Source organism: Bacillus sp. jun7 (assembly GCF_051034795.1).
GTDB lineage: Bacteria > Bacillota > Bacilli > Bacillales > Bacillaceae > Bacillus > Bacillus velezensis.
In genome coordinates, this window is record NZ_CP093219.1 from 3,355,757 (window position 1) to 3,377,723 (window position 21,967).

The window sequence follows — 21,967 nt, forward strand, 5'->3', positions numbered from 1 at the left end:
CACTAATATAAAAGAAGGGAGTGGCAGTGATGAGATTAGAAGGCAAAAAAGTTATAGCGCTTGTCAGTGACGATTTTGAAGACTTAGAGCTTTGGTATCCCGTCTACCGGCTGAGAGAGGAAGGCGCGATCGTTCATTTAATAGGAGAAGAAGCGGGCCGTTCATACAAAGGAAAATACGGAGTGCCCGCGACGGCGGATTACGATTTTAAGAGCCTGATTATTCAGGAGTATGATGCCGTGCTCGTGCCTGGCGGCTGGGCTCCTGACAAACTGCGAAGATATCCCGAAGTTTTGGACATCATCCGTACGATGAACGAGCAGAAAAAGCCGATCGGCCAGATCTGCCATGCGGGCTGGGTGCTTATATCTGCCGGAATTCTTGCAGGAAAAAAAGTAACGAGCACGCCCGGCATCAAAGACGACATGACAAATGCAGGGGCACAGTGGCTGGATGAAGCTGTCGTAACTGACGGCCACATTGTATCAAGCCGCCGCCCGCCCGACCTTCCGCAGTATGCAAAAGCGTTTGCTGACCTGTTAGCGTCCAAATAAAAAACATCCGCCCGAATCCGGGCGGATGTTTTTAGTTTTGATCGGCGGGAAAGACGATTCCGATTTGTTTTCTCGCTTCTTCCATAATGCTCGCCGTAATGAAAGAACGTTCAAATGTATTTTCGGAAGACTCCCGCTGTCCGTTTCGAAGAAGATTGATGAATTCAGCCGTTTCGTAGTACATCGAAGGTTTCAGATCAGGGACTGAAATGTCTTCCGTCCGGCCGTCACGATAGCGGATTTCCGCCCGTTCCGGTCCGTGAATGCTGTCCAGAACGATCGTGCCGTCTTCACCCTGAATTTCCGCCGGGGCAAACGAATTTGAGATTTTCGAATGCATCAGCACCGCTTCAAATCCGTCGTATGACAGAATGACCGTGCCTTCGCCGTCAACGCCGGATGCTAGTTTATGACCGGTCGCAATGACGTTTTTCGGTTTGCCGAACAGGACGACGGCCGGATAAATGCAGTACACGCCGATGTCCATTAACGAACCGTTCGATAATTCAGGCTTAAACGCGTTAAGCACCGTACCGTTTTTATATGTATCATATCGTGATGAATATTGGCAGTAGCTTGCCGTGAATCTCCTGACGGGTCCGATTTTATGTAAGTGGTGTTGAAGCATGCTGAAGTTCGGCAGGAACGTCGTTTTCATGGCTTCCATCAAGAGAACGCCGTTCGTTTTGGCTGCGTGAATCATTTCATCCGTTTCCCTCGCGTTAGACGCAAACGGTTTTTCGCATAGAACATGCTTGCCGTGTTCCATAAAAAGGACCGCCTGCTCTTTGTGAAATGCATTCGGGCTGGCGAGATACACCGCGTCATAGGCTTTGCTTTCCGCCATTTCTTTCAGGCTGGTGAAATAATGAGCAGCGCCGTGTTTGCCGGCGAATTCCGCCGCACGTTCTTCAGTTCTGGAATAAACCGCCGTTAATTGAAAATCATCAATAGCAGAAGCTGCCTCCAGAAATCGTTCTGTAATCCAATTCGTTCCGACTGTTGCAAATCGAATCATTGCTATCGCTCCTTCTATGTATTGGCTTACATTATAGCTTTTTTTCTGGGAAACATAAATGGAAAAAAGGCTGCCAGCTAAAGGGGTAGGAAAAATTCCCATAGAGACCGGTTATTATTTTTCATTACAGGAACGATAGTGTACAATTTAAGTAAAATACATATGATGGAGGAACAATAGTGGAAACATTGCAAACATGGGGCGGCAGATTTAAACAGTTTTTCTTAGACAATAAATTTGTCTTGTTTTTGCTTGTATTGCTGCTCATCGGTCTCAATATCCTTGTCTTTATGAAGACATCATTTATTTTCACACCCATTATCGTCCTGCTCAAAACGATTGCGCTCCCCGTCATTTTGACAGGAATTGTTTATTATCTGCTTAATCCGATCGTAGATATATTGGAAAAAATAAGAGTGAAAAGAGTCTATTCCATCCTGCTCCTTTACCTCATTATTATAGGGCTGATTTCGATTACGGTCGTTTCAATTATTCCGTTTTTAAAGGAACAGATCATGAGCCTGATCGACAACCTGCCGAAATATGTGGACATCGTTGAAGATCAGACGAAAAGCCTGATCGGAAGCGATTTTGTAAATCAGGCGCAAAAGACGATGAATATCAACATTTCCGATCTTGCTAATAAAGTATCGGCGCAGGCGGCGACAATTGCAAACAGCACATTTACCGGAGTCGGGAATTTTATCGGCGCGCTGACTGAAGTGATTATTTCAATTGTGACCGTGCCGTTTATTCTGTTCTATTTGCTGAAAGACGGCAAAAAACTGCCGATCTATATCTTAAAGTTTGTGCCCACCCGTCTGAAAGAACAAACGTATACGATGCTTAGTGAAATGAACCACAGATTAAGCTCCTATATCAGAGGACAGGTCATCGTCAGCTTCTGCATCGGGTTTTTATTATTTATCGGCTATCTGATTATCGGACTTGATTATGCTTCCCTGCTTGCGGTCATTGCCGCTTGTACGAGCGTTGTTCCGTATTTAGGGCCGACCATTGCCATCACGCCGGCGATTATTATCGCGTTGGTCACTTCGCCTCTTATGCTGCTGAAACTTGCGATTGTCTGGACCGTTGTCCAGCTCGTGGAAGGTAAATTAATTTCGCCGCAGATCATGGGGAAAAATCTTCACATTCACCCGATTACCATCATCTTTGTTCTTTTAACCGCCGGAAAGCTGTTCGGGGTTGTCGGCATTATTTTAGCCATCCCGGGGTATGCGGTCATCAAAGTGGTCACGACCCATCTGTTTGATTGGTTCAAAATGCGTTCGCATTTATATGAAGAAGAAAAAAATGATGCTGTATCGAAGTCATAAAATCGGAACGGACATGATATTTATTATAAGACAGGCTTTCCTTCAAAGGAGAGCTTCTCTTTTGTAAATGATGAATGAAGGGAAGAATGGGATGACACTATGGGAGATGTTCACAGCAGCCGTTTTGGGAATCGTGGAAGGGCTGACGGAATACGCGCCGGTTTCTTCCACGGGACATATGATCATAGCGGATGACATTTGGCTGAAATCCGGAAGCCTGATGAATCCGGAAGCCGCCAATTCCTTCAAAGTGGTGATTCAGCTCGGTTCGATTCTGGCGGTGGCCATTGTGTTTAAGGATCGGATATTACATTTACTCGGCCTCAAAAAAAACGTCACGCGCGATCAGCAGAAGGGATACAGGCTGACCATCGCGCAAATCGCCGTCGGTCTTGTTCCGGCGGCGGTGCTCGGCTTTTTATTTGAGGATTTCATTGACCGCTATTTATTCTCCGTCAGAACGGTCGCTTACGGATTAATTGCCGGAGCTGTGCTTATGCTTATAGCGGACTGGATCAATAAAAGGAAAGAAACGATCGATACGGTGGACAGAATCACCTACAAACAGGCTTTCTGTGTCGGATTATTCCAGTGTCTCGCCTTATGGCCCGGATTTTCCCGCTCAGGCTCAACGATTGCCGGAGGTGTCATTGTCGGCTTGAATCACCGGGCAGCCGCAGACTTCACATTTATTATGGCCATTCCGATTATGGCGGGTGCAAGCCTTCTGAAGCTGGTGAAATACTGGAGCAGTCTTTCTTATGACATGATTCCGTTTTTTCTTGTCGGCTTTATCTGCGCCTTTGTCGTCGCCCTCTTAGTCGTCAAATTTTTTCTTCGGCTCATTAACCGGATTAAGCTTGTCCCGTTCGCCATTTACCGTGTCATCCTCGGCATCATTTTAATCATGCTCGTGCGATAAACGAAGAGGCCCCCGGAGGGTCTTTTCTATGTTTGAAAAACGTCTCGGAAAAATGTAAGCAAACTGAATTTTCGGCTTGAAATTCGAAGGAAACTCGTCTATAATGAAACATGACGTTACCGCACGGGGCCATAGCTCAGCTGGGAGAGCGCTACGCTGGCAGCGTAGAGGTCAGGGGTTCGAGCCCCCTTGGCTCCATACCTTTAAACCCTTATTCTATAAGGGTTTTTTTATTTGTCAGGAACAGAGCCAACAGCCCCAAAAAAGCCTCGCCTTCAAATTAAGATTGAATGGTTCAAAATATTGAGCTGTCTCATTTTCAAGTTTTTCGGTTACATGTCTTCGGCTCGCATGACCGGTACGTTTCTGAATGGCGTTCATATTTTCACCGGCTTCTATAAGGAGAGCCTAGGTGGTTTTACAAGAGGCTGCCCGTTGAACGTTTTAAAAATTGATCGATTTACATAGAAGCCGCCCCTTTCCTAATCCACATAAGAAAAGTCCTTCACCATGCCGAAAACCCCCAATCACTGCACCTAAAAAGTATAAACGCCATATTATAACTCCCGCTTTTGGAAAATTGTACAAGTGACAAATAAGGGTACATTTATCTGGTTTTAATCTGTTTAGACAGGATAAGTCAAATATCGACAAAAAAGATTATGACCATAAACTCAAAGCAAGAGTCGAACCCCCCCAAGCTAATATACCGAACATGACAGAGAACCTAAGACAAGCTTCAAATTTTGTAAGCCCCCGCTCTCTTTTTGTTTTACCTAATTTCCAATAAACAGCATATCCTGAGAACACCAAAATGAGTACTCCGAGTCGTGTCATATTTTCTAAAAATTCTACACCATCCATTGATTTTCACCTCGTTTATTTATGAGAAAAAAATAAAGTAGACTTGTAGAGAGTCTACTTATAAACGCTATCCCAAAGTACACATTTTCATACAGCTTAAAACATTTGAGTGATAAAGTAAGGCTCATTTTAAATGACACATCCTTAATCCCTCCCATTTATATTCCCTATACATTAGTTTTATTATCGCAAATAGAATGGACGTTTCCAACAGTTATGTGAAAATAAGTAATCTGGCAACTGCAAACAAATTGCGGTTTTTTTCGTCTAAACATATTATGGAAATGTTAGAATATTATATAAAAGGAGGAGTGGCCTAGTGAGTTCTGTTTTACCATCATCGGAGGTTGGCGTTAAGATTAATGAATGGTACAAAATGATACGTCAGTTCAGTGTTCCGGATGCGGAGATTTTGAAAGCGGAAGTGGAACAAGAAATAAATGAGATGGAAGAAGACGAGTATCTACTGATTTACTACACCCTCATGAAATTCCGCCATCAGCTCATGTTGGATTATTTAGAACCGGTGACTACCCGCGTGAGACCGACAATTGACGAGCTGCTGGAAAAAATCGAAGCATCAAATAAAGGAATTTCCGGCCTGCTGTGCTATTATTCTTTATTTTTCCGCGGCATGTATGAATTTGATCAAAAGCAGTATGTAAAGGCTATCGGCTTTTATAGAGAAGCTGAAAAACAACTCGTTCATGTGCATGATGAAATTGAGAGAGCGGAGTTTCATTTTAAACTGGCTGAAGCATATTACGGTATGAAACAAAGCCACGTCTCTATGCATCACGTAAAGCAAGCGCTCGATATTTACGATCAGTATGAGTTGTATAAGGTCCGGAAAATTCAATGTCTATTCGTCATCTCTGGGAATTATGTTGACTTTAAACGCTTTGAAAAAAGTTTGCCTCATTTAGAAAAAGCTTTAGAGTTGTCGAAACAAGTAAACAATAATGAAAGGCTGCTCAGTTCTGCTTATTACAACATAGGAAAGAATTACGGAGACCTAGAAGAATACAGTAATGCTGAAATCTACTTAAAAAAAGCAGCGGAGATATCTGAAAAGTATAAATTGGGTAACCTTCCGCATTCCTTGTTTACATACGCAAAGCTTCTATTTAAACAAGGGAAAACAAGCGAGGCGATTCAAATCAGCAAAAAGGGACTTTCATCAGCGATATATCAAGGGGATAAGCTGTTTGAATCTCTGCAAAAATATTTGGAGGCTTTATATATTAATGCAATAGACCAAATGGGAATCAAAAAAACAATTGATTACCTTGAGAAAAATAAAAACTATTCGTATGTAGAAGATATTGCTCTTGATACGGCTGCTGTTTATGCAGAATCAAAGCAATATGACAAATCTTATTTTTATCATCAAAAAATGATTCAAACGCAAAAACAAATTCAGAGGGGAGAATGCCTGTATGAATTTTAGAAAAGGCGTATTTATCATTGTATCGGCTGTCGTTTTAATGTCAGGGGCCGGTCTAACGGCTTCGGTTGTTTCATTTGATGGATCATATCAAGTTTCATCTGATCGTAATCAAACTTAAGAAGGAGAGTGCCAGTATGAAAAAAAGCATCTTCATTATTTTGGGTCTGTCGTTATCTTTAGTATGCGGATTGGGTGTGAACACAGTGGAAAAAACACATGATACCTTTCAAACTGCTTCGGATCGTTTTCAGACTTGAACAGCTTACGCCTTTTCTTCGGAAAAGGCTTTTTTAGTTTCTTCATTAGCTTCAAAACAAACACCTGTTTTTTCTTTTCAATTGTTCCATGGAGGGATTTTTCCTAAAGCGGGACATATTAAAGATAATCCGGTGCACTTTTCATTCAAAATCAGTCATTTGATCATCTCCCAACTTCATAAGTCTCAACGGATAAAAGAGAATCAAATACAATAATGTATCCCCCTTTAAGTTCTTCACACGAAATTCCTTCCGTAGGTGGTCCCGTAATGAACTGCGCAGATAACCTCGCGTATGTATCCGTCGTCATAAAGCTCGAACGATAATTCTATGCTAATATTTAAAAAATATGGCACTCAATATTTATAAGTTCAATTTTCTTTTCAATTTAATGGAGGGAAAATAGAAAGGAGAGAAATGAGAAAGTATTTTGGGATCGTGTCGCTTATCATTCTTTTATTCGTATTGTGCTTTCTGCCTCATATTCATTGGGCGCTTGGAATGCTAGGAATTGTCGTGGGGAGTATTCTAGCAATCAAATCGCCTAAAGGAATTGCAAAGAATATTTCTTTTGTTATCCTAGCACTTTGTTTACTTTTACTATTATTATTGATTGTGATGGGCGTTTTGATGGCAGGTCTAGTGGAAAATTAACCTTTAATTTATAATCCTATTTTGGGAACAGCTTATTCATTTTTAGCCAAATAAAAGATTAGGATTTGAAATAAAACGTCTGTTCGTATCAGAAACTCATCTCCACACTGGCAGCGTAGAGGTCAGGGGTTCGAGCCCCCTTGGCTCCATACCTTTATAGGTTTTTAATCTCTGTAACAGCCTCTGTGTTCCGCTTCATTTCTAACAACTCAAAATAAAGGAAAGAGAGAAAATGAAAAAGAAAATCTATTTTATATTATCTCTGTCAGCTGCACTGGCACTTCTTTTAACAGCGCTCCCGGCTCTTTCTCCCATCATCTTCACGTCTGCTTCAGAAAAAGGAGCCATCAGGCATGACATTTATAAAAAAGGATATCCGTATCAAAGCTACTTTGCGATTCTTCAAAAAGAAGAAGGAGGCGGAGAGGCCGGGAACCTTTATTATGTAAATTGGTTCAATTGGAAAGATGAAACCGGACAGACGCCGCACGTATGTTATTCAAAAAAATCGTCCGAAGGCGAGTACAAAGTAAGCTGCGGAACCGGACCGTAATGATCAAGAGCCCCTCTCCAATGAGGGGCTTTTTTCGTCAAAGCTTGAATGCCGCTCCGTTTCCCATTTAATACCCCCGATAGAACGGCTGAACATAATGCCGATACGGATCATTCAGATAATGCGTATTTGGCTGATAAGGCTTATTCATATCATGAATACCCGTGTTTTCAGACTGTCCGCAGTATTTATCGGGACCTATCACAGTTGATTGCCGGATCGGTGAAACGGCTTTTTCCCACTCATGCTCATTCAAACAGTACGTATGCGCCATGATCTCAGGCGGCGTCAGACGGAGAATATCCGAGCCGTATATCACTTCAGGCGAAGGGGCGTCAAATATGGCTAAAAGATGGGTTTTGTCTGAAGTGGCGACTTCATAATGCCACCACCCCTGCGGAATATTCGCCACTTGCCCGGGGGTAATCGGGTAATTACGTATTTTCTGGGTGAACGGATTCAGCATCGACACCACCGCGGAACCCGAAATACAGTACACCAATTCAGCGGCGTTTTGATGGGTATGCGGTTCAATCACATTTGTTTTACTCAGAAAGATATCTAATAATGAAATATTTTCAAGCGTGTTTAACTGTTTAATCCCCAATACATTGATAAAGTTCCGAGCATCTTTCGTAAAAAAACGGCTCTCATTCACATCATAAGTGAACTGTGTATTCGGAGACGTGTAATCGATATCGGAAACCATGCAATCCCCCGCTTTCATCTTTAAACGTATATTCCCAAATATATGTGTCCCTGTTTCACCGGGTGATAAAAAAGGAGGTGAAATCCATAAATTCCAAATCCAACACAATATTGTGACGACTTTTTAAAGATTCATTTTAGATATATCTTTTATTCGAAATATCTCTTACTATAAAGATATATTGAAAATACATCTTTAGAAGGGTTGAGGATGAACATGCTGGATGAGAGAACAATAGACATCATCAAAAGCACAGTACCTGTATTGAAAACACATGGAGAAAACATCACCGGGCGCTTTTATAACCTGATGTTTCAAGATCATCCCGAACTGTTAAATATGTTTAACCAAACGAACCAAAAGAAACAGACTCAGCGCGCAGCATTGGCAAATGCAGTCATTGCGGCTGCGGCGAATATTGATCAATTAGAACAAATCATTCCGGCGGTCAGACAGATCGGCCATAAGCACACAAGCATCGGTGTAAAACCGGAACATTATCCGATTGTCGGAAAGTATCTGCTTCTGGCGATTAAGGATGTGCTGCAGGATGCCGCAACTCCTGAGATTATGCAGGCATGGGAAAAAGCTTACGGTGTTATTGCGGAGGCTTTCATCGGCATTGAAAAAGACATGTACAATGAAGCCGGATGGCAGGGGTATAAAGAATTTACGGTTATACAGAAAACAAAAGAAAGCAAAGATATCACATCGTTTTATATCAAACCGAGTGACGGCTCTTCGCTACCTGGATTTGAAGCGGGACAATATATCAGCATTAAAGTGCGGATTGCGGATTCGCCTTATACGCACATTCGCCAGTACAGTCTGTCTGATGCTTCTCGAAAAGGCGCATATCGGATTTCTGTGAAAAAGGACGGAGCGGTTTCTTCTCATCTCCACAATGAAGTTCAAGAGGGAGATAAACTTGAAGTCAGCGCACCCGCCGGAGATTTCAAGCTGTCTGCTGCCGAAAAACCGGTTGTTCTTATCAGTGCCGGTTCCGGAATCACGCCGATGATGAGCATGCTGAAAACAGCCGCCGAAAAACAGCCGGAGCGTTCCGTTACTTTTATTCATGCCGCGAAAAACGGAGAGTACGCCGCGTTCCGCAAAGAGGCTGAACAAGCTGCGGAGAATCATCCGAATATTAACGTCATTTATGTATACAGTGAACCGGCAGAACAAGACCGCTCAGGAGACAAGCCTTTTTACAGCGGCCGGATTGATCAAACCTTCTTGGAGCAGCTTCATCTGAATCAAGATGCTGAATGTTACTTGTGCGGGTCAGCGCAGTTTATGACGCAAATGAAAGATATGATTCTTGCACTCGGGTTTGACTCTGATTCTGTTCAATATGAATTGTTCGGCCCTCAGCTGAGCATGGCATAACAAAAAAAGACTCCTCAAAGAGGAGTCTTTTTTATTTGCACAATGTGTTCTTTCTCCGTCTTTTTCCCTATTTTATTGAAATTTTCATCAATGACCAGTAAAATTATAAATCTAGTGATTCCGGAATTAAAGGAAGGTTGATATGAAAAAGAAAGCAAAGACCAAAAGGGTGCTTGGGTGCCTTTTTGCTGTATCTCTTATATTCGGATTATTTCTGGTATCAATGGTATTTTCGAAATTCATAGTGACGGAAGAAAAACCGCCTGAAGAGGTGGACGAGCAGCAGGTCTTTATTGACAGCCTTTCCGGGCATGCTCAGATTTTATATGAGAAATATCATGTCCTTCCGAGCATCACCCTCGCACAGGCCATTCTCGAATCGGACTGGGGGAACAGTGAGCTTGCGGGGAAAGCGCGCAACCTGTTCGGTGTAAAAGGTGATTATAAAGGAAAACACGTCACGATGAAAACGGATGAATTTGAAAAAGGAAAACGAAAAACGATTCGGGCAAAATTCCGTAAATACAGCACGTTTTTTGAATCAATGGATGACCATGCCAAATTATTTGTCAACGGAACGTCTTGGAATAAAAAGAAGTACAAGCCCGTCATTGAAGCGGACAATTATAAAACAGCGGCGGCTGCCCTTCAAAAATCCGGCTACGCCACAGACCCCGGCTATGCTGAAAAAATTAAAGATGTCATAGAAACCTATAACCTGAATGAATATGACAAAATCAATGCCTCTCTTAAAGCAGTTGATATGAAAGGCGCCATCAAAGACCACGTCATTGAAGACGTGTGGTCCAAGCCGTCAAAAGAGCGGCATTCTATAAAACTGGCATCGGCGCAAAAGTTTACCGGCCAGCATATTAAAGTCGTATCTGAAAAACAAAACGGAGAATCCGTCTGGTACCAAATTCAAGTGAAAGATGAGCTGATCGGCTGGGTTGACCAAACCGCCGTCCAGTTAAGTGAAGAAACATAAGCATCAAAAAAAGCCGGCAGCTTGCCGGCTTTTTTACATTCCTTCAGTTTCAAACCTTTTAATATCACGTTTATGCCCCATCAGCACAAGGCAGTCACATTCATGAATGACAGTCTCCGGAGAAGGGGACAGCTGAATGTCTCCATTATGTTTCACGGCGAGAATGGTGCAGCCGAATCTGGCCCGGACGCCGAGATCAAGAATGGATTTTAAATGCAGCTTTTTCGTGGCTGAAAGCTCCACAATGCTGTATTCATCTGACAAATCGATGTAATTTAAGACGTTTTCATCTGAAAGGCTTTGCGCAATCCGCACGCCCATATCCTTTTCGGGATGGATAATACGGTCAGCACCGATCTTTTCAAGCACTTTGTGATGATAATAGTTTTGCGCTTTCACCCAAATATTAGGGATGTTCAGCTCCTTCAATAACAGCGTCGTCAGCGTGCTTGCCTGAATGTTGGCGCCGATTGCTACGATGACATATTCAAAATTTCTGATGCCGAGCGACTGAAGCTCGCTTTCTTCCGTTGAATTTGCCCGCACGGCATGCGTGGCATAAGAGGAGTATGCGTTGACCCGCTCTTCGCTGATATCGATCGCAAGCACCTCATGCCCCATTTTAAAAAGCTCTTTACAGATGCTTCCGCCGAAACGGCCGAGTCCGATGACGGCAAATTGTTTATTTTTGATTTTTCCCAATCCTCATAACTCCTTAAGAAACTGTTTTCGTCACTCCAAATACAACAAACAAGAATGTACTCCTGTTTCAGGGGTTTGTCAATGCGAGGGCCGGAAGAAAGAAAACAGCACAAAAAAAGACCGGCTGACAAGCGATGAGCTTGTGCCGGTCCGTTTTTCGCAATTATTTGCAGTTGCAAGGCTGTGTCGGCGGTGTGCTGCGTTTTTGAACAACAATTGTGTCCTCAGCATAGAATTTAGAGCCGATGCTTAATGATTTATTTTCTGCACGGAACTTATATGTACCTGCAGCAGGCAATGTTTTATTATTAAGAGAAAGCTTAAATTCCGCTGCGCCGAGCAAATCAATGTTTAACGGAAGTCTGACTGTTTTGCCGTTATTCAGAATCTGTCTTTCACGCAAAGCGTGTCCGTTGACTGTATCTTTTGTTGTAGCCGCAAATCCGCTAGGAAGGGTAAATTCCATAACGCCTAAGCTCAGGATCGTGTTCGGACGGTACGTCAATTCGATATCAGAAAATGACCATTCCTGCTGGCTGGCACCTGTATATTTTGCAAATAAGGTAGCAGTCGCTTTCGCGGACATTTCCGGCTCGTGAACGGTTGAGCCTGACTCAGCGGCGAATGACGCTGTCGGCAGAGAAAGAAGCAAAACCAGGCCGAATAAACTTGCCATGACAGTTGAGAAAAATTTCTGTTTCATTTTCATAAATCCCCCTAAAAAAAATTTGCTGATTGTTCTTAAAAAAGAACGACCATACCTATAAAAATTTACCATCAATTTTAATGGAAGTAAATGGGGTTATGTTCCTATATTTTCTCAAAAATAATCAAATCACGACAAAAAACGCCTGAATCAAAATCAGGCGTTTTTTTCGTCTGTTTCTATCGGAATAAATTTAAAAATCTCCCCGCTCTGAACCGAGTCGGCGAGCCGCTTCAGCCAATGATAATAAGCTTTCGAGCTTTCAAGCTGATCATATAACTGCCGCGCTTCTTCCTGTAATTCCGCGCTGCCTTCCTCGGCCAGCAAAACGGACTGCAAATCCGCCTGGGCCTGTACGATGGCGGACAAATTCACCTGAACTTCACGGTCCCATTTCGGCGGAAAGAAATTCGTGAAAAACGTAAAGAAATCCTTTTCCGCTACAAACGTATGCTTCCGTGTGCCGCGGTGAAAGGTTTTTTTGACCACATTTAAATCCTGCAGCTTTTTGACGCCTGTGCTCATACTCGGTTTGCTCATCTGCAGTTCCTCACGCATTTCGTCAAGCGTCATTTCATCCCTCATATACATTGTTCCGTATAAAATCCCGACACTCCGGGTGATACCGTAAAGATCCATCGTCTCTGCAATGGAATCAATGACAAGATCCCTGGCTTGTTCTATAGCTGTGAATTCTGGATTCTCATCCATACTGTCCCTCTTTTCCTCTTGAAGTTTAAATTTGTTAAGTCATTTCTTTATGTTCTTAATCTTAACGAATCATGACAAAATGTCAAAATCTAAACGGACTGACCGGGTTTTGACAGGCAAAAAAACATGTGTTAAATTAACATTGTTAAAAACATTAAATTTTTATTTAACAAACTTACTTCTCGGTAAGGAGGACTCTTATGAGCAAAACGCTTTATATCGGCGGCGAATGGATCAGTGCAGAAAAAAAACAGACCCGCCGCATCATTAATCCATTTAATCAAGAAGAAATTGCAACGGTATGCGAAGGAGACCGGGATGATGCGGTGAAAGCCATCGCCGCAGCCAGAAAAGCATTTGATGAAGGGGAGTGGCCGGTGCTTTCCGGGCTCGAGCGCGGACAATTTGTTCTGAAAATTGCGGAATTAATCAGACGCGATCTGAACGAATTAGCTGAGCTGGAATCGCTTGACACAGGAAAAACGATTGAAGAAAGTAAAGCCGATATGGATGATATCGCAAATGTATTTCAATATTATGCCGGTTTGGCGGATAAAGACGGAGGCGAAGTCATTTCATCTCCGATTCCCGATTCAGTAAGTAAAATCGTCAGAGAGCCAATTGGCGTATGCGGACAAATTACGCCGTGGAACTATCCGCTCCTTCAGGCGAGCTGGAAAATCGCTCCCGCTCTTGCGGCCGGAAACACGATCGTTTTAAAGCCGAGCGAGATTACTCCGCTGACAACCATTAAAGTCTTTCAATTAATAGAAGAAGCCGGTATTCCGAAAGGGGCCGCCAATCTCGTGCTGGGGCCGGGCGCTTCTGTCGGCGACGAGCTGGCGAGAAACCTCGACGTCGATTTGGTCTCTTTTACGGGCGGAATTGAAACAGGCAAAAAAATCATGCAGGCGGCAAGCGGCAACGTGAAAAAGATTGCCCTGGAGCTTGGCGGCAAAAATCCGAATATCGTATTTCAAGATGCAGATCTCGAAACAGCTGCAGATCAAGCGCTGAACGCCGTGTTCTTCCATGCCGGTCAAGTTTGTTCAGCAGGGTCACGTCTTTTGGTGGACGAAGCCATTCATGATGAATTTTTAGCCGAGCTGATCAAGCGCACGAAACGCATCAAATTAGGAAACGGTTTTCATGAAGATACGGAAAGCGGTCCGCTGATTTCCGCCGAGCATCGGGCCAAAGTCGAAAAATACGTAGAAATCGGTATCGAAGAAGGGGCAAAACTGGAAACAGGCGGCAAACGTCCTGATGATCCCGCCCTTCAAAACGGTTTTTTCTATGAACCTACTATTTTCTCAAACTGCAAGTCTGATATGCGGATAGTCCAAGAGGAGATCTTCGGCCCCGTTTTAACAGTCGAGTCATTTTCTTCTGAAGAAGAAGTGATCAGACTTGCCAACGATACCATTTACGGGCTGGCTGGAGCGGTATGGTCAAAGGATATTGAAAAATGCGAACGCGTAGCCGCCAAACTGCGGATGGGAACGGTATGGATCAATGATTTCCACCCGTATTTCGCGCAAGCGCCATGGGGCGGGTACAAACAATCGGGCTTCGGCCGCGAACTCGGCAAAATCGGCCTGGAAGAATACACGGAAATCAAACATATTTACCGCAACACGAAACCTGCGGCTGTGAACTGGTTTCAAGCATAATTAGGAGGAGATACAATATGACATTAAATATGAAAGTAGAAAGCATGCATAAATTCCATACATTCGAAATCCCCACAGTCATTAAACACGGAATCGGCGCGATTCAGCACGCGGGAAGTGAAGTCAGAGCGCTTGGCGTCACAAAAGCGCTGCTCGTAACAGACCCGGGAATTTATAACGCGGGAGTGGCAAACCCGGTCATTGAATCTTTGCAGGAAGCGGGCATTGAAGTCGTCCTGTTTAACAAAGTGGAGCCGAACCCGCCTGTACGTCTTGTGAACGAAGGATCAAAACTGTATAAAAAAGAAAACTGCAACGGTCTTGTGGCTGTCGGCGGCGGAAGCTCCATGGATACGGCGAAAGCGATCGGGGTAGAAGCGACACACGAAGGAAGCGTGCTTGATTATGAAGCCGCGGAAGGCAAAAAGCCGCTGGAAAACCGCATTCCTCCGCTGACAACGATCCCGACGACTGCGGGAACAGGTTCAGAGGTCACACAATGGGCGGTCATTACAGATGAGGAAAGAGAATTTAAATTCAATACGGGCGGACCGCTTATCGCTGCGCATTTAACGGTCATTGACCCTGAGCTGCACACGTCCATGCCTCCGCATGTGACGGCCATGACAGGTATTGACGCACTTGCGCACGCCATCGAGTGCTATACGATGAAATTCGCGCAGCCGATCACTGATGCCGTCGCTTTAATGGCCATTGAATATGCGGCGCATTATATTAAGCGCGCGTTTGCGGACGGAGAGGATTTGGAAGCAAGATACGGCATGGCGCAGGCGGCGATGCTTGCCGGCCTTTCATACGGCAGTGAATCAGCAGGCGCGGCGCATGCGATGAGCCAGACGCTCGGCGGCATCATCCCTGTCGCTCACGGACAATGCGTCGCAGCTATGATGGGACCGGTAATGGAATACAACTGGAAAGGCTATCCGGAAAAATTCGCCCGCATCGCCAAAGCATTCGGAATCGATACAAGCAACATGACAACTGAAGAAGCGGCCAAAGCGTCCGTCAACTGGATGTATGATCTTGTAAAAGATTTAGAGGTGCCGAGTTTAGAAGAACAAGGTGTGTCTCCGGACATGATTGAACGTTTATCAAAAGAAGCCATGAAAGATCCGCAAACATTCGGAAATCCAAGAGACTTGAATGAGAAAGCATACAACTGGATTTACAAACGCTGCTTTGACTTAACGCCGAAAACGGTATAATAAATGAACCCCGCTCCTTTACAGAGCGGGGGTTTTTAAGGATAATGTCAAGAAAAAGGCGGTGGTGGCTGATGTGGAAACGCATAACAGCAAAGACGGAAGGCGTATATATAGCGGATACCGAACAATTTGTTACTAAAAAGATGGACAAGCTTCGCGCGGAATACGGCGGGTTTCCCGGTGACCTGCATTTCGGACTGACAAAAAAGGCCGGCGCGCGTGAGCCGATGTATGAAAGAGGAACGGAAATTTTTAACCGGAGACAAATTTCAATCGTGTCCATGGAGGAATGTGATGACATTGCGGAGAAGATGGGGATTTCTCATATCTTTCCCGAATGGCTCGGCGCTAATATAGCAATCAGCGGTTTTTCTGCGCTGACGCCGCTTAAAGAAGGAAGCAGAATGATATTTCCAAGCGGTGCGTCTCTGTTGTGCGAGGGAGAAAATGATCCGTGCATTCAGCCGGGAGAAGTCATTCAATCCTTTTATCCGGATCAGCCAAAACTCGCCGCGGCGTTTGTGAGGCACGCGATGGGCAGAAGAGGAATTGTCTGTATTGTTGAACGCCCGGGTGATATATGCACGGGCGATGCGGTCACCATCCATTCTTATGAACCGAAACGCGCCAAGAAAAAAATCGAGAAGGTCTGACTCAGACCTTCTCGATTTTTTGTTTGATTTCTTCTATTTGATTGATGTGACGCTTTTCATGATGGCCGATAAAATCAATCCACTGGCGGATCGTCAGTTCTTGAAAAACAGGATGCGGAAGCACACGTTCAAAGTCTTCCTCGTTTAATGATGAAATAACTGCGGTCAGCTGCTGTCTTGCCGTATCTAATTCTTGTTTTGCCTCAATGACTGATATTCGGTTTTGCTCAGGTTCGAGGTGTGACGGCGCCGGCCGTTTATTTGATCTGTCCTCTATAAACTCCATCGGTTTGTCTTCGATTTTTTTAAACGGTGCGTCTTTTGCCTGCTTTGATAAAAGGGTCTGCGCTGTTTCGTCAATTTTCTTTAAATGGTCAAGGACTTCCCGCACGCTCCACTCATCAGCCGCGGGCTTTCGGTTGAATTCCTCATCAGAGAGTCCTTTCAGTACTTCCCAGGTCTGCTGTCTGGCTTCATTAAAAATGCTCATCCTATCTCCTCCTTTAGAGTAAACATATCATATCCGGATTGGATAATCATGTAATCAGCCTTCCTTGTCAGAAAATTGAAACCATTTACCTTTACATCCGTATATAAAGTAACACTCCGACACCAAGCCGAAAGGAGGATAGAATGTGGACATATTTCATCTGCCGCTTGAAACGGTCTATCTTTACACATTGATTATTTCGGGAAGTCTCACGCTTTTGATTCTGTTTTTTCAAGATGTGTTTCACGGCCTCTCGGAAGCCATTCCTGTTTCATTTTTAAACCCTGCATTGATTCTGTCTTTTTTAACAATCTTTTCAGCCTCAGGTTATATCGGCGAAATCGCCGCTCCGCTATCAAGTCCTGTCATTGCGTTGCTTTCATTTGTTCTTTCGGTTCTTTTGGTCAGCCTGCTTCACTTCTTCGTCCTTGTCCCGCTTTCATCAGCGGAAGAATCGCTCGCATATCGGGAGACAGATTTAAAGGGCAGGGTCGGCAGGGTCATTACTTCCGTCCCGAAAGACGGCTATGGGGAAGTGATCATAGAGGGAATAGGGGGCGCCATTTCTAAATCAGCCGTCAGCTTTGATCAAGAACAGATCAAGTACGGAACGGCCGTATTAGTGATTGACGTGAAAGACGGAGTGCTTTTTGTGACGCCGCATGAACCAATCTGATATCTAAGGGGGAACTGTTATGACTATGCCGATTATCATTGTTATCGGAATCGTATTCTTTTTACTCATCGCACTTATTGCTGTATTTATTACGAAGTACCGGACAGCGGGGCCGGATGAAGCCCTTATCGTGACCGGAAGTTATTTGGGAAATAAGAACGTCCACATTGATGAAGGCGGAAATCGTCTGAAAATCGTCCGGGGCGGGGGAACGTTTGTGCTCCCGGTATTCCAGCAGGCAGAACCTCTCAGTTTACTGTCAAGCAAACTTGATGTCTCTACACCTGAAGTCTATACAGAGCAAGGCGTGCCGGTAATGGCCGACGGAACCGCCATTATTAAAATCGGAGGCTCCATCGGTGAAATCGCAACAGCAGCTGAACAATTTTTGGGGAAATCCAAGGACGACCGTGAGCAGGAGGCGCGGGAGGTGCTGGAAGGCCATCTGCGCTCCATCCTCGGCTCCATGACCGTTGAAGAGATTTATAAAAACAGGGAAAAGTTTTCTCAGGAAGTCCAGCGGGTCGCGTCTCAGGATCTTGCTAAAATGGGGCTGATGATCGTTTCTTTTACGATTAAAGACGTCCGAGATAAAAACGGCTATCTTGAATCATTAGGTAAGCCGAGAATCGCCCAAGTCAAGCGGGATGCGGACATTGCCACGGCAGAAGCGGATAAAGAGACGAGGATTAAACGCGCGGCCGCTGATAAAGACGCAAAAAAATCAGAGCTGGAGCGGGCGACGGAAATAGCTGAAGCGGAAAAAATCAATCAGCTGAAAATGGCGGAATACAGAAGAGAGCAGGATACAGCAAAAGCCAATGCCGACCAGGCATATGATCTTGAAACCGCAAAAGCGCGCCAGCAGGTGACAGAGCAGGAAATGCAAATTAAAATTATTGAGCGGCAAAAGCAGATTGAATTGGAGGAAAAAGAAATTCTGCGCCGTGAGCGCCAATATGACTCTGAAGTGAAGAAAAAAGCCGATGCTGACCGTTACTCGGTGGAACAAGCGGCCGCGGCCGCAAAAGCGAAGCAGCTCGCCGAAGCGGATGCCGAGCAGTACAGCATCGAAGCGATGGCCAAGGCGGAAGCGGAACGCGTGAGAATTGACGGTCTTGCTAAAGCGGAGGCTGAAAAGGCGAGAGGAGAAACCGAAGCGGAAGTCATCCGCCTGAAAGGTCTCGCAGAAGCGGAAGCTAAAGAAAAAATCGCCGACGCATTCGAAAAATACGGGCAGGCTGCAATCCTTGATATGATTGTGAAAATGCTGCCTGAATACGCAAAACAAGTCTCAGCGCCTCTGTCAAACATTGATAAGATTACCGTCGTGGATACGGGAGGAAGCGGTGAAAACGGCGGAGCCAATAAAGTCACAGGCTACGCAACCAATTTAATGGCCGGTCTCCAGGAAAGCTTAAAAGCATCTTCCGGAATCAATGTAAAAGAGCTGATTGAGAATTTTTCAGGCAAAGGAAACATAAAACAAAGCATAAATGAACTTACAAAAGAACTGATTGATTCTAACGAACGGCACAGCCCGGAATAAAAAACAGCAGGCGTAAACCGCCTGCTGTTTCAGTTCGTCCGCTTAGCTTCAAGAAGCCGCGGCGCAGTCATGAATAATAAGATAAGGACAATGGCCGAAAGGATAAAAGAAGGAATCATGTAAGTCGCGTTATAGACGGACGAATAAATCCAGACCGGCGTACCCTTCGGAGCATAGCTTCCGAAAAAGACCGCTCCGGAGACCACATGCGCCGCATACCGCAGCACACTGCCGATGAAAACACCGCCTATAACATACATCGTTAAAGCGCCTCTTTTTTTATTCAATGCCGATGCTCGTACACCGGAAGCGAACAAGCCGCTGAAACCGAGAACTGCAAATGCCGCGATGTAATCAAGAAATAGCTGCACCGGGTGCTGCAAAAACAAATTGCCGATGGCGATCTGGACAATCCCTGTTAAAAAGCCTGTCGTAAGCCCGGCCTTCACTCCCCAGCGGAATGAAATCAAAAAAATCGGAATCATCATAATAGAGACCGAACCGCCTTGGGGCATCCGGAGAAACATACCTGAGACAATGTCCAGAATGACAGCCGCCCCGGTCATAATCGCTATTTCAATTAAGCGCACAAGCTGTGTTGAATGATTCATAGTTTTCCCCCTGGTCAGACAACCGTATCAAGGATAAGCAAAAAAGCAGCGCGGGGAAGGATGGGAAAAGGTCCGCGCGCTGCTTACATAAACTGCAAATCATTTGGCTTTGCCACATCCCTACGCCAGCGTTAACTAACAGGTTCAAAGGGTCAGAACGAAACGTTCACTCTCAGCTTTAATGCTCCCCTTGTGGTCATCAAGTATTTAGTTCAATCTTACTATACAAGAAAATAGGCCAAACCACAAGACAGCTTATCTTTCTATAGAAGAGAAACTGAAATAAGGTATGAAAGAAAATAATTAATGATTTTTTTAAAAAACTATTGTCATATTTTCAAAAGGGTGTTATATTATTAAACGTCGCTGATGGACAGCAGACAACAAAAAGCTTCGGAAATAACTTAAAAAAAGTTGTTGACATAAAGGGAGCTGAGTGGTAAGATAATAAAGCTGCTTCAACAAGCGGTAATGATCTTTGAAAACTAAACAAGACAAAACGTACCTGTTAATTCAAAGTTTTAAATAAATCGCACAGCAATGTGCGTAGTCAGTCAAACTAAGGTCTGCACGATGCAGATCACACAGACGTTACTGCAGGATGCAGTGAACTTAGTCTGTGATCCATTTATCGGAGAGTTTGATCCTGGCTCAGGACGAACGCTGGCGGCGTGCCTAATACATGCAAGTCGAGCGGACAGATGGGAGCTTGCTCCCTGATGTTAGCGGCGGACGGGTGAGTAACACGTGGGTAACCTGCCTGTAAGACTGGGATAACTCCGGGAAACCGGGGCTAATACCGGATGGTTGTTTGAACCGCATGGTTCAGACATAAAAGGTGGCTTCGGCTACCACTTGCAGATGGACCCGCGGCGCATTAGCTAGTTGGTGAGGTAACGGCTCACCAAGGCGACGATGCGTAGCCGACCTGAGAGGGTGATCGGCCACACTGGGACTGAGACACGGCCCAGACTCCTACGGGAGGCAGCAGTAGGGAATCTTCCGCAATGGACGAAAGTCTGACGGAGCAACGCCGCGTGAGTGATGAAGGTTTTCGGATCGTAAAGCTCTGTTGTTAGGGAAGAACAAGTGCCGTTCAAATAGGGCGGCACCTTGACGGTACCTAACCAGAAAGCCACGGCTAACTACGTGCCAGCAGCCGCGGTAATACGTAGGTGGCAAGCGTTGTCCGGAATTATTGGGCGTAAAGGGCTCGCAGGCGGTTTCTTAAGTCTGATGTGAAAGCCCCCGGCTCAACCGGGGAGGGTCATTGGAAACTGGGGAACTTGAGTGCAGAAGAGGAGAGTGGAATTCCACGTGTAGCGGTGAAATGCGTAGAGATGTGGAGGAACACCAGTGGCGAAGGCGACTCTCTGGTCTGTAACTGACGCTGAGGAGCGAAAGCGTGGGGAGCGAACAGGATTAGATACCCTGGTAGTCCACGCCGTAAACGATGAGTGCTAAGTGTTAGGGGGTTTCCGCCCCTTAGTGCTTGCAGACTAACGCATTAAGCACTCCGCCTGGGGAGTACGGTCGCAAGACTGAAACTCAAAGGAATTGACGGGGGCCCGCACAAGCGGTGGAGCATGTGGTTTAATTCGAAGCAACGCGAAGAACCTTACCAGGTCTTGACATCCTCTGACAATCCTAGAGATAGGACGTCCCCTTCGGGGGCAGAGTGACAGGTGGTGCATGGTTGTCGTCAGCTCGTGTCGTGAGATGTTGGGTTAAGTCCCGCAACGAGCGCAACCCTTGATCTTAGTTGCCAGCATTCAGTTGGGCACTCTAAGGTGACTGCCGGTGACAAACCGGAGGAAGGTGGGGATGACGTCAAATCATCATGCCCCTTATGACCTGGGCTACACACGTGCTACAATGGACAGAACAAAGGGCAGCGAAACCGCGAGGTTAAGCCAATCCCACAAATCTGTTCTCAGTTCGGATCGCAGTCTGCAACTCGACTGCGTGAAGCTGGAATCGCTAGTAATCGCGGATCAGCATGCCGCGGTGAATACGTTCCCGGGCCTTGTACACACCGCCCGTCACACCACGAGAGTTTGTAACACCCGAAGTCGGTGAGGTAACCTTTATGGAGCCAGCCGCCGAAGGTGGGACAGATGATTGGGGTGAAGTCGTAACAAGGTAGCCGTATCGGAAGGTGCGGCTGGATCACCTCCTTTCTAAGGATTTTAACGGAATATAAGACCTTGGGTCTTATAAACAGAACGTTCCCTGTCTTGTTTAGTTTTGAAGGATCATTTGATTCTTC

At 45.0% G+C, this 21,967-nt stretch carries 21 protein-coding genes, 1 tRNA gene, 1 rRNA gene and 1 riboswitch; of the genes, 15 read left to right on the forward strand and 8 right to left on the reverse strand.

Features of this window, described 5'->3' with window-relative positions; translation table 11 throughout:
• Positions 1-29: 29 nt before the first annotated feature.
• A complete protein-coding gene (locus tag MJQ52_RS16545) occupies positions 30-554 on the forward strand; it encodes a type 1 glutamine amidotransferase domain-containing protein (protein ID WP_003152143.1) in 525 nt (174 codons plus the stop codon).
• Positions 555-585: 31 nt separating this feature from the next.
• On the opposite strand, the gene MJQ52_RS16550 is transcribed toward MJQ52_RS16545, so the two are convergent.
• Positions 586-1,572 carry a Gfo/Idh/MocA family protein gene (locus MJQ52_RS16550; RefSeq protein ID WP_094247552.1) on the reverse strand — a complete coding sequence of 329 codons (987 nt, stop codon included), beginning with the start codon at positions 1,570-1,572 and terminating at the stop codon, positions 586-588.
• A 179-nt stretch (positions 1,573-1,751) separates the two neighbouring features.
• On the opposite strand from MJQ52_RS16550, the gene MJQ52_RS16555 reads away from it, so the two are divergent.
• From MJQ52_RS16555 to MJQ52_RS16565, 3 genes are all read left to right on the forward strand, one after another.
• Positions 1,752-2,912, forward strand: coding sequence for an AI-2E family transporter (locus MJQ52_RS16555; RefSeq protein WP_014305691.1), 1,161 nt, complete (start codon positions 1,752-1,754; stop codon positions 2,910-2,912).
• Positions 2,913-3,003: 91 nt separating this feature from the next.
• Entirely contained in the window at positions 3,004-3,834 is an 831-nt protein-coding gene (locus tag MJQ52_RS16560) for an undecaprenyl-diphosphate phosphatase (protein ID WP_007613337.1), read from the forward strand.
• Between the two features lie 125 nt (positions 3,835-3,959).
• Positions 3,960-4,032: transfer RNA gene (locus MJQ52_RS16565), tRNA-Ala, on the forward strand.
• 462 nt (positions 4,033-4,494) lie between these two features.
• Here MJQ52_RS16565 and MJQ52_RS16570 read toward each other — a convergent pair.
• Complete coding sequence (locus tag MJQ52_RS16570; RefSeq protein ID WP_070082264.1) at positions 4,495-4,698, reverse strand: hypothetical protein; 204 nt, start codon at positions 4,696-4,698, stop codon at positions 4,495-4,497.
• A 319-nt stretch (positions 4,699-5,017) separates the two neighbouring features.
• Here MJQ52_RS16570 and MJQ52_RS16575 point away from each other — a divergent pair, with 319 nt between their 5' ends.
• The 3 genes from MJQ52_RS16575 (at position 5,018) to MJQ52_RS16585 (ending at position 7,612) form a co-directional block, all read left to right on the forward strand.
• Positions 5,018-6,148 (forward strand): Rap family tetratricopeptide repeat protein, encoded by a 1,131-nt coding sequence (locus MJQ52_RS16575; protein ID WP_070082263.1) that lies wholly within the window; start codon positions 5,018-5,020, stop codon positions 6,146-6,148.
• A gap of 134 nt (positions 6,149-6,282) precedes the next feature.
• Complete coding sequence (locus MJQ52_RS16580; RefSeq protein ID WP_255219923.1) at positions 6,283-6,405, forward strand: hypothetical protein; 123 nt, start codon at positions 6,283-6,285, stop codon at positions 6,403-6,405.
• A gap of 886 nt (positions 6,406-7,291) precedes the next feature.
• A complete protein-coding gene (locus tag MJQ52_RS16585; RefSeq protein ID WP_094247621.1) occupies positions 7,292-7,612 on the forward strand; it encodes a hypothetical protein in 321 nt (106 codons plus the stop codon).
• Between the two features lie 67 nt (positions 7,613-7,679).
• Here the strand turns inward: MJQ52_RS16585 and MJQ52_RS16590 are convergent, their stop codons facing one another.
• The gene (locus MJQ52_RS16590; protein ID WP_094247622.1) at positions 7,680-8,321 is read right to left on the reverse strand and encodes a cupin domain-containing protein; all 642 of its coding nucleotides are present in this window, start codon (positions 8,319-8,321) and stop codon (positions 7,680-7,682) included.
• A 216-nt stretch (positions 8,322-8,537) separates the two neighbouring features.
• On the opposite strand from MJQ52_RS16590, the gene hmpA reads away from it, so the two are divergent.
• Both hmpA and MJQ52_RS16600 read left to right on the forward strand, forming a co-directional pair.
• Complete coding sequence (hmpA, locus tag MJQ52_RS16595; protein ID WP_094247926.1) at positions 8,538-9,713, forward strand: NO-inducible flavohemoprotein; 1,176 nt, start codon at positions 8,538-8,540, stop codon at positions 9,711-9,713.
• A gap of 142 nt (positions 9,714-9,855) precedes the next feature.
• Positions 9,856-10,701: a glucosaminidase domain-containing protein gene (locus MJQ52_RS16600; RefSeq protein WP_070082259.1), complete on the forward strand. Its 846-nt coding sequence runs from the start codon at positions 9,856-9,858 to the stop codon at positions 10,699-10,701.
• Between the two features lie 33 nt (positions 10,702-10,734).
• On the opposite strand, the gene MJQ52_RS16605 is transcribed toward MJQ52_RS16600, so the two are convergent.
• The 3 genes from MJQ52_RS16605 to cudC form a co-directional block, all read right to left on the reverse strand.
• Positions 10,735-11,403 (reverse strand): potassium channel family protein, encoded by a 669-nt coding sequence (locus MJQ52_RS16605; protein ID WP_058906302.1) that lies wholly within the window; start codon positions 11,401-11,403, stop codon positions 10,735-10,737.
• Positions 11,404-11,566: 163 nt separating this feature from the next.
• The gene (bslA, locus tag MJQ52_RS16610; protein WP_070082729.1) at positions 11,567-12,106 is read right to left on the reverse strand and encodes a biofilm surface layer hydrophobin BslA; all 540 of its coding nucleotides are present in this window, start codon (positions 12,104-12,106) and stop codon (positions 11,567-11,569) included.
• A 159-nt stretch (positions 12,107-12,265) separates the two neighbouring features.
• Positions 12,266-12,820 carry a choline uptake/conversion transcriptional regulator CudC gene (cudC, locus tag MJQ52_RS16615; protein WP_071392220.1) on the reverse strand — a complete coding sequence of 185 codons (555 nt, stop codon included), beginning with the start codon at positions 12,818-12,820 and terminating at the stop codon, positions 12,266-12,268.
• 200 nt (positions 12,821-13,020) lie between these two features.
• Between cudC and betB the strand changes: the two genes are divergently transcribed.
• The 3 genes from betB to MJQ52_RS16630 all read left to right on the forward strand — a co-directional run bounded on the left by betB (position 13,021) and on the right by MJQ52_RS16630 (position 16,372).
• Positions 13,021-14,493, forward strand: a complete 1,473-nt coding sequence (betB, locus tag MJQ52_RS16620) for a betaine-aldehyde dehydrogenase (RefSeq protein WP_003152180.1) — start codon at positions 13,021-13,023, stop codon at positions 14,491-14,493.
• A 17-nt stretch (positions 14,494-14,510) separates the two neighbouring features.
• Entirely contained in the window at positions 14,511-15,719 is a 1,209-nt protein-coding gene (gene gbsB / locus MJQ52_RS16625; RefSeq protein ID WP_094247623.1) for a choline dehydrogenase, read from the forward strand.
• A gap of 71 nt (positions 15,720-15,790) precedes the next feature.
• Positions 15,791-16,372, forward strand: coding sequence for an MOSC domain-containing protein (locus MJQ52_RS16630; RefSeq protein WP_003152182.1), 582 nt, complete (start codon positions 15,791-15,793; stop codon positions 16,370-16,372).
• A 1-nt stretch (position 16,373) separates the two neighbouring features.
• Here the strand turns inward: MJQ52_RS16630 and MJQ52_RS16635 are convergent, their stop codons facing one another.
• Positions 16,374-16,862: a DinB family protein gene (locus MJQ52_RS16635; protein ID WP_070082256.1), complete on the reverse strand. Its 489-nt coding sequence runs from the start codon at positions 16,860-16,862 to the stop codon at positions 16,374-16,376.
• A 145-nt stretch (positions 16,863-17,007) separates the two neighbouring features.
• Between MJQ52_RS16635 and MJQ52_RS16640 the strand changes: the two genes are divergently transcribed.
• Positions 17,008-17,538: an NfeD family protein gene (locus tag MJQ52_RS16640; RefSeq protein ID WP_032876878.1), complete on the forward strand. Its 531-nt coding sequence runs from the start codon at positions 17,008-17,010 to the stop codon at positions 17,536-17,538.
• Between the two features lie 19 nt (positions 17,539-17,557).
• The gene (locus MJQ52_RS16645; RefSeq protein WP_094247624.1) at positions 17,558-19,087 is read left to right on the forward strand and encodes a flotillin family protein; all 1,530 of its coding nucleotides are present in this window, start codon (positions 17,558-17,560) and stop codon (positions 19,085-19,087) included.
• Positions 19,088-19,116: 29 nt separating this feature from the next.
• On the opposite strand, the gene thiT is transcribed toward MJQ52_RS16645, so the two are convergent.
• The gene (thiT, locus tag MJQ52_RS16650) at positions 19,117-19,698 is read right to left on the reverse strand and encodes an energy-coupled thiamine transporter ThiT (protein WP_044052963.1); all 582 of its coding nucleotides are present in this window, start codon (positions 19,696-19,698) and stop codon (positions 19,117-19,119) included.
• 100 nt (positions 19,699-19,798) lie between these two features.
• Positions 19,799-19,899: riboswitch (TPP riboswitch) on the reverse strand.
• Positions 19,900-20,326: 427 nt separating this feature from the next.
• Here thiT and MJQ52_RS16655 point away from each other — a divergent pair.
• Positions 20,327-21,878, forward strand: a 16S ribosomal RNA gene (locus tag MJQ52_RS16655).
• Positions 21,879-21,967: the final 89 nt, after the last annotated feature.

Bases quoted from the DNA above. Each gene is read 5' to 3' on its own strand.
- MJQ52_RS16545 (WP_003152143.1), top strand. From the start codon at position 30: ATGAGATTAGAAGGCAAAAAAGTTATAGCGCTTGTCAGTGACGATTTT.
- MJQ52_RS16550 (WP_094247552.1), bottom strand. From the start codon at position 1,572: ATGATTCGATTTGCAACAGTCGGAACGAATTGGATTACAGAACGATTT.
- MJQ52_RS16560 (WP_007613337.1), top strand. From the start codon at position 3,004: ATGACACTATGGGAGATGTTCACAGCAGCCGTTTTGGGAATCGTGGAA.
- MJQ52_RS16570 (WP_070082264.1), bottom strand. From the start codon at position 4,698: ATGGATGGTGTAGAATTTTTAGAAAATATGACACGACTCGGAGTACTC.
- MJQ52_RS16580 (WP_255219923.1), top strand. From the start codon at position 6,283: ATGAAAAAAAGCATCTTCATTATTTTGGGTCTGTCGTTATCTTTAGTA.
- MJQ52_RS16585 (WP_094247621.1), top strand. From the start codon at position 7,292: ATGAAAAAGAAAATCTATTTTATATTATCTCTGTCAGCTGCACTGGCA.
- MJQ52_RS16590 (WP_094247622.1), bottom strand. From the start codon at position 8,321: ATGGTTTCCGATATCGATTACACGTCTCCGAATACACAGTTCACTTAT.
- hmpA (WP_094247926.1), top strand. From the start codon at position 8,538: ATGCTGGATGAGAGAACAATAGACATCATCAAAAGCACAGTACCTGTA.
- MJQ52_RS16600 (WP_070082259.1), top strand. From the start codon at position 9,856: ATGAAAAAGAAAGCAAAGACCAAAAGGGTGCTTGGGTGCCTTTTTGCT.
- bslA (WP_070082729.1), bottom strand. From the start codon at position 12,106: ATGAAACAGAAATTTTTCTCAACTGTCATGGCAAGTTTATTCGGCCTG.
- cudC (WP_071392220.1), bottom strand. From the start codon at position 12,820: ATGGATGAGAATCCAGAATTCACAGCTATAGAACAAGCCAGGGATCTT.
- betB (WP_003152180.1), top strand. From the start codon at position 13,021: ATGAGCAAAACGCTTTATATCGGCGGCGAATGGATCAGTGCAGAAAAA.
- gbsB (WP_094247623.1), top strand. From the start codon at position 14,511: ATGACATTAAATATGAAAGTAGAAAGCATGCATAAATTCCATACATTC.
- MJQ52_RS16630 (WP_003152182.1), top strand. From the start codon at position 15,791: ATGTGGAAACGCATAACAGCAAAGACGGAAGGCGTATATATAGCGGAT.
- MJQ52_RS16635 (WP_070082256.1), bottom strand. From the start codon at position 16,862: ATGAGCATTTTTAATGAAGCCAGACAGCAGACCTGGGAAGTACTGAAA.
- MJQ52_RS16645 (WP_094247624.1), top strand. From the start codon at position 17,558: ATGACTATGCCGATTATCATTGTTATCGGAATCGTATTCTTTTTACTC.
- thiT (WP_044052963.1), bottom strand. From the start codon at position 19,698: ATGAATCATTCAACACAGCTTGTGCGCTTAATTGAAATAGCGATTATG.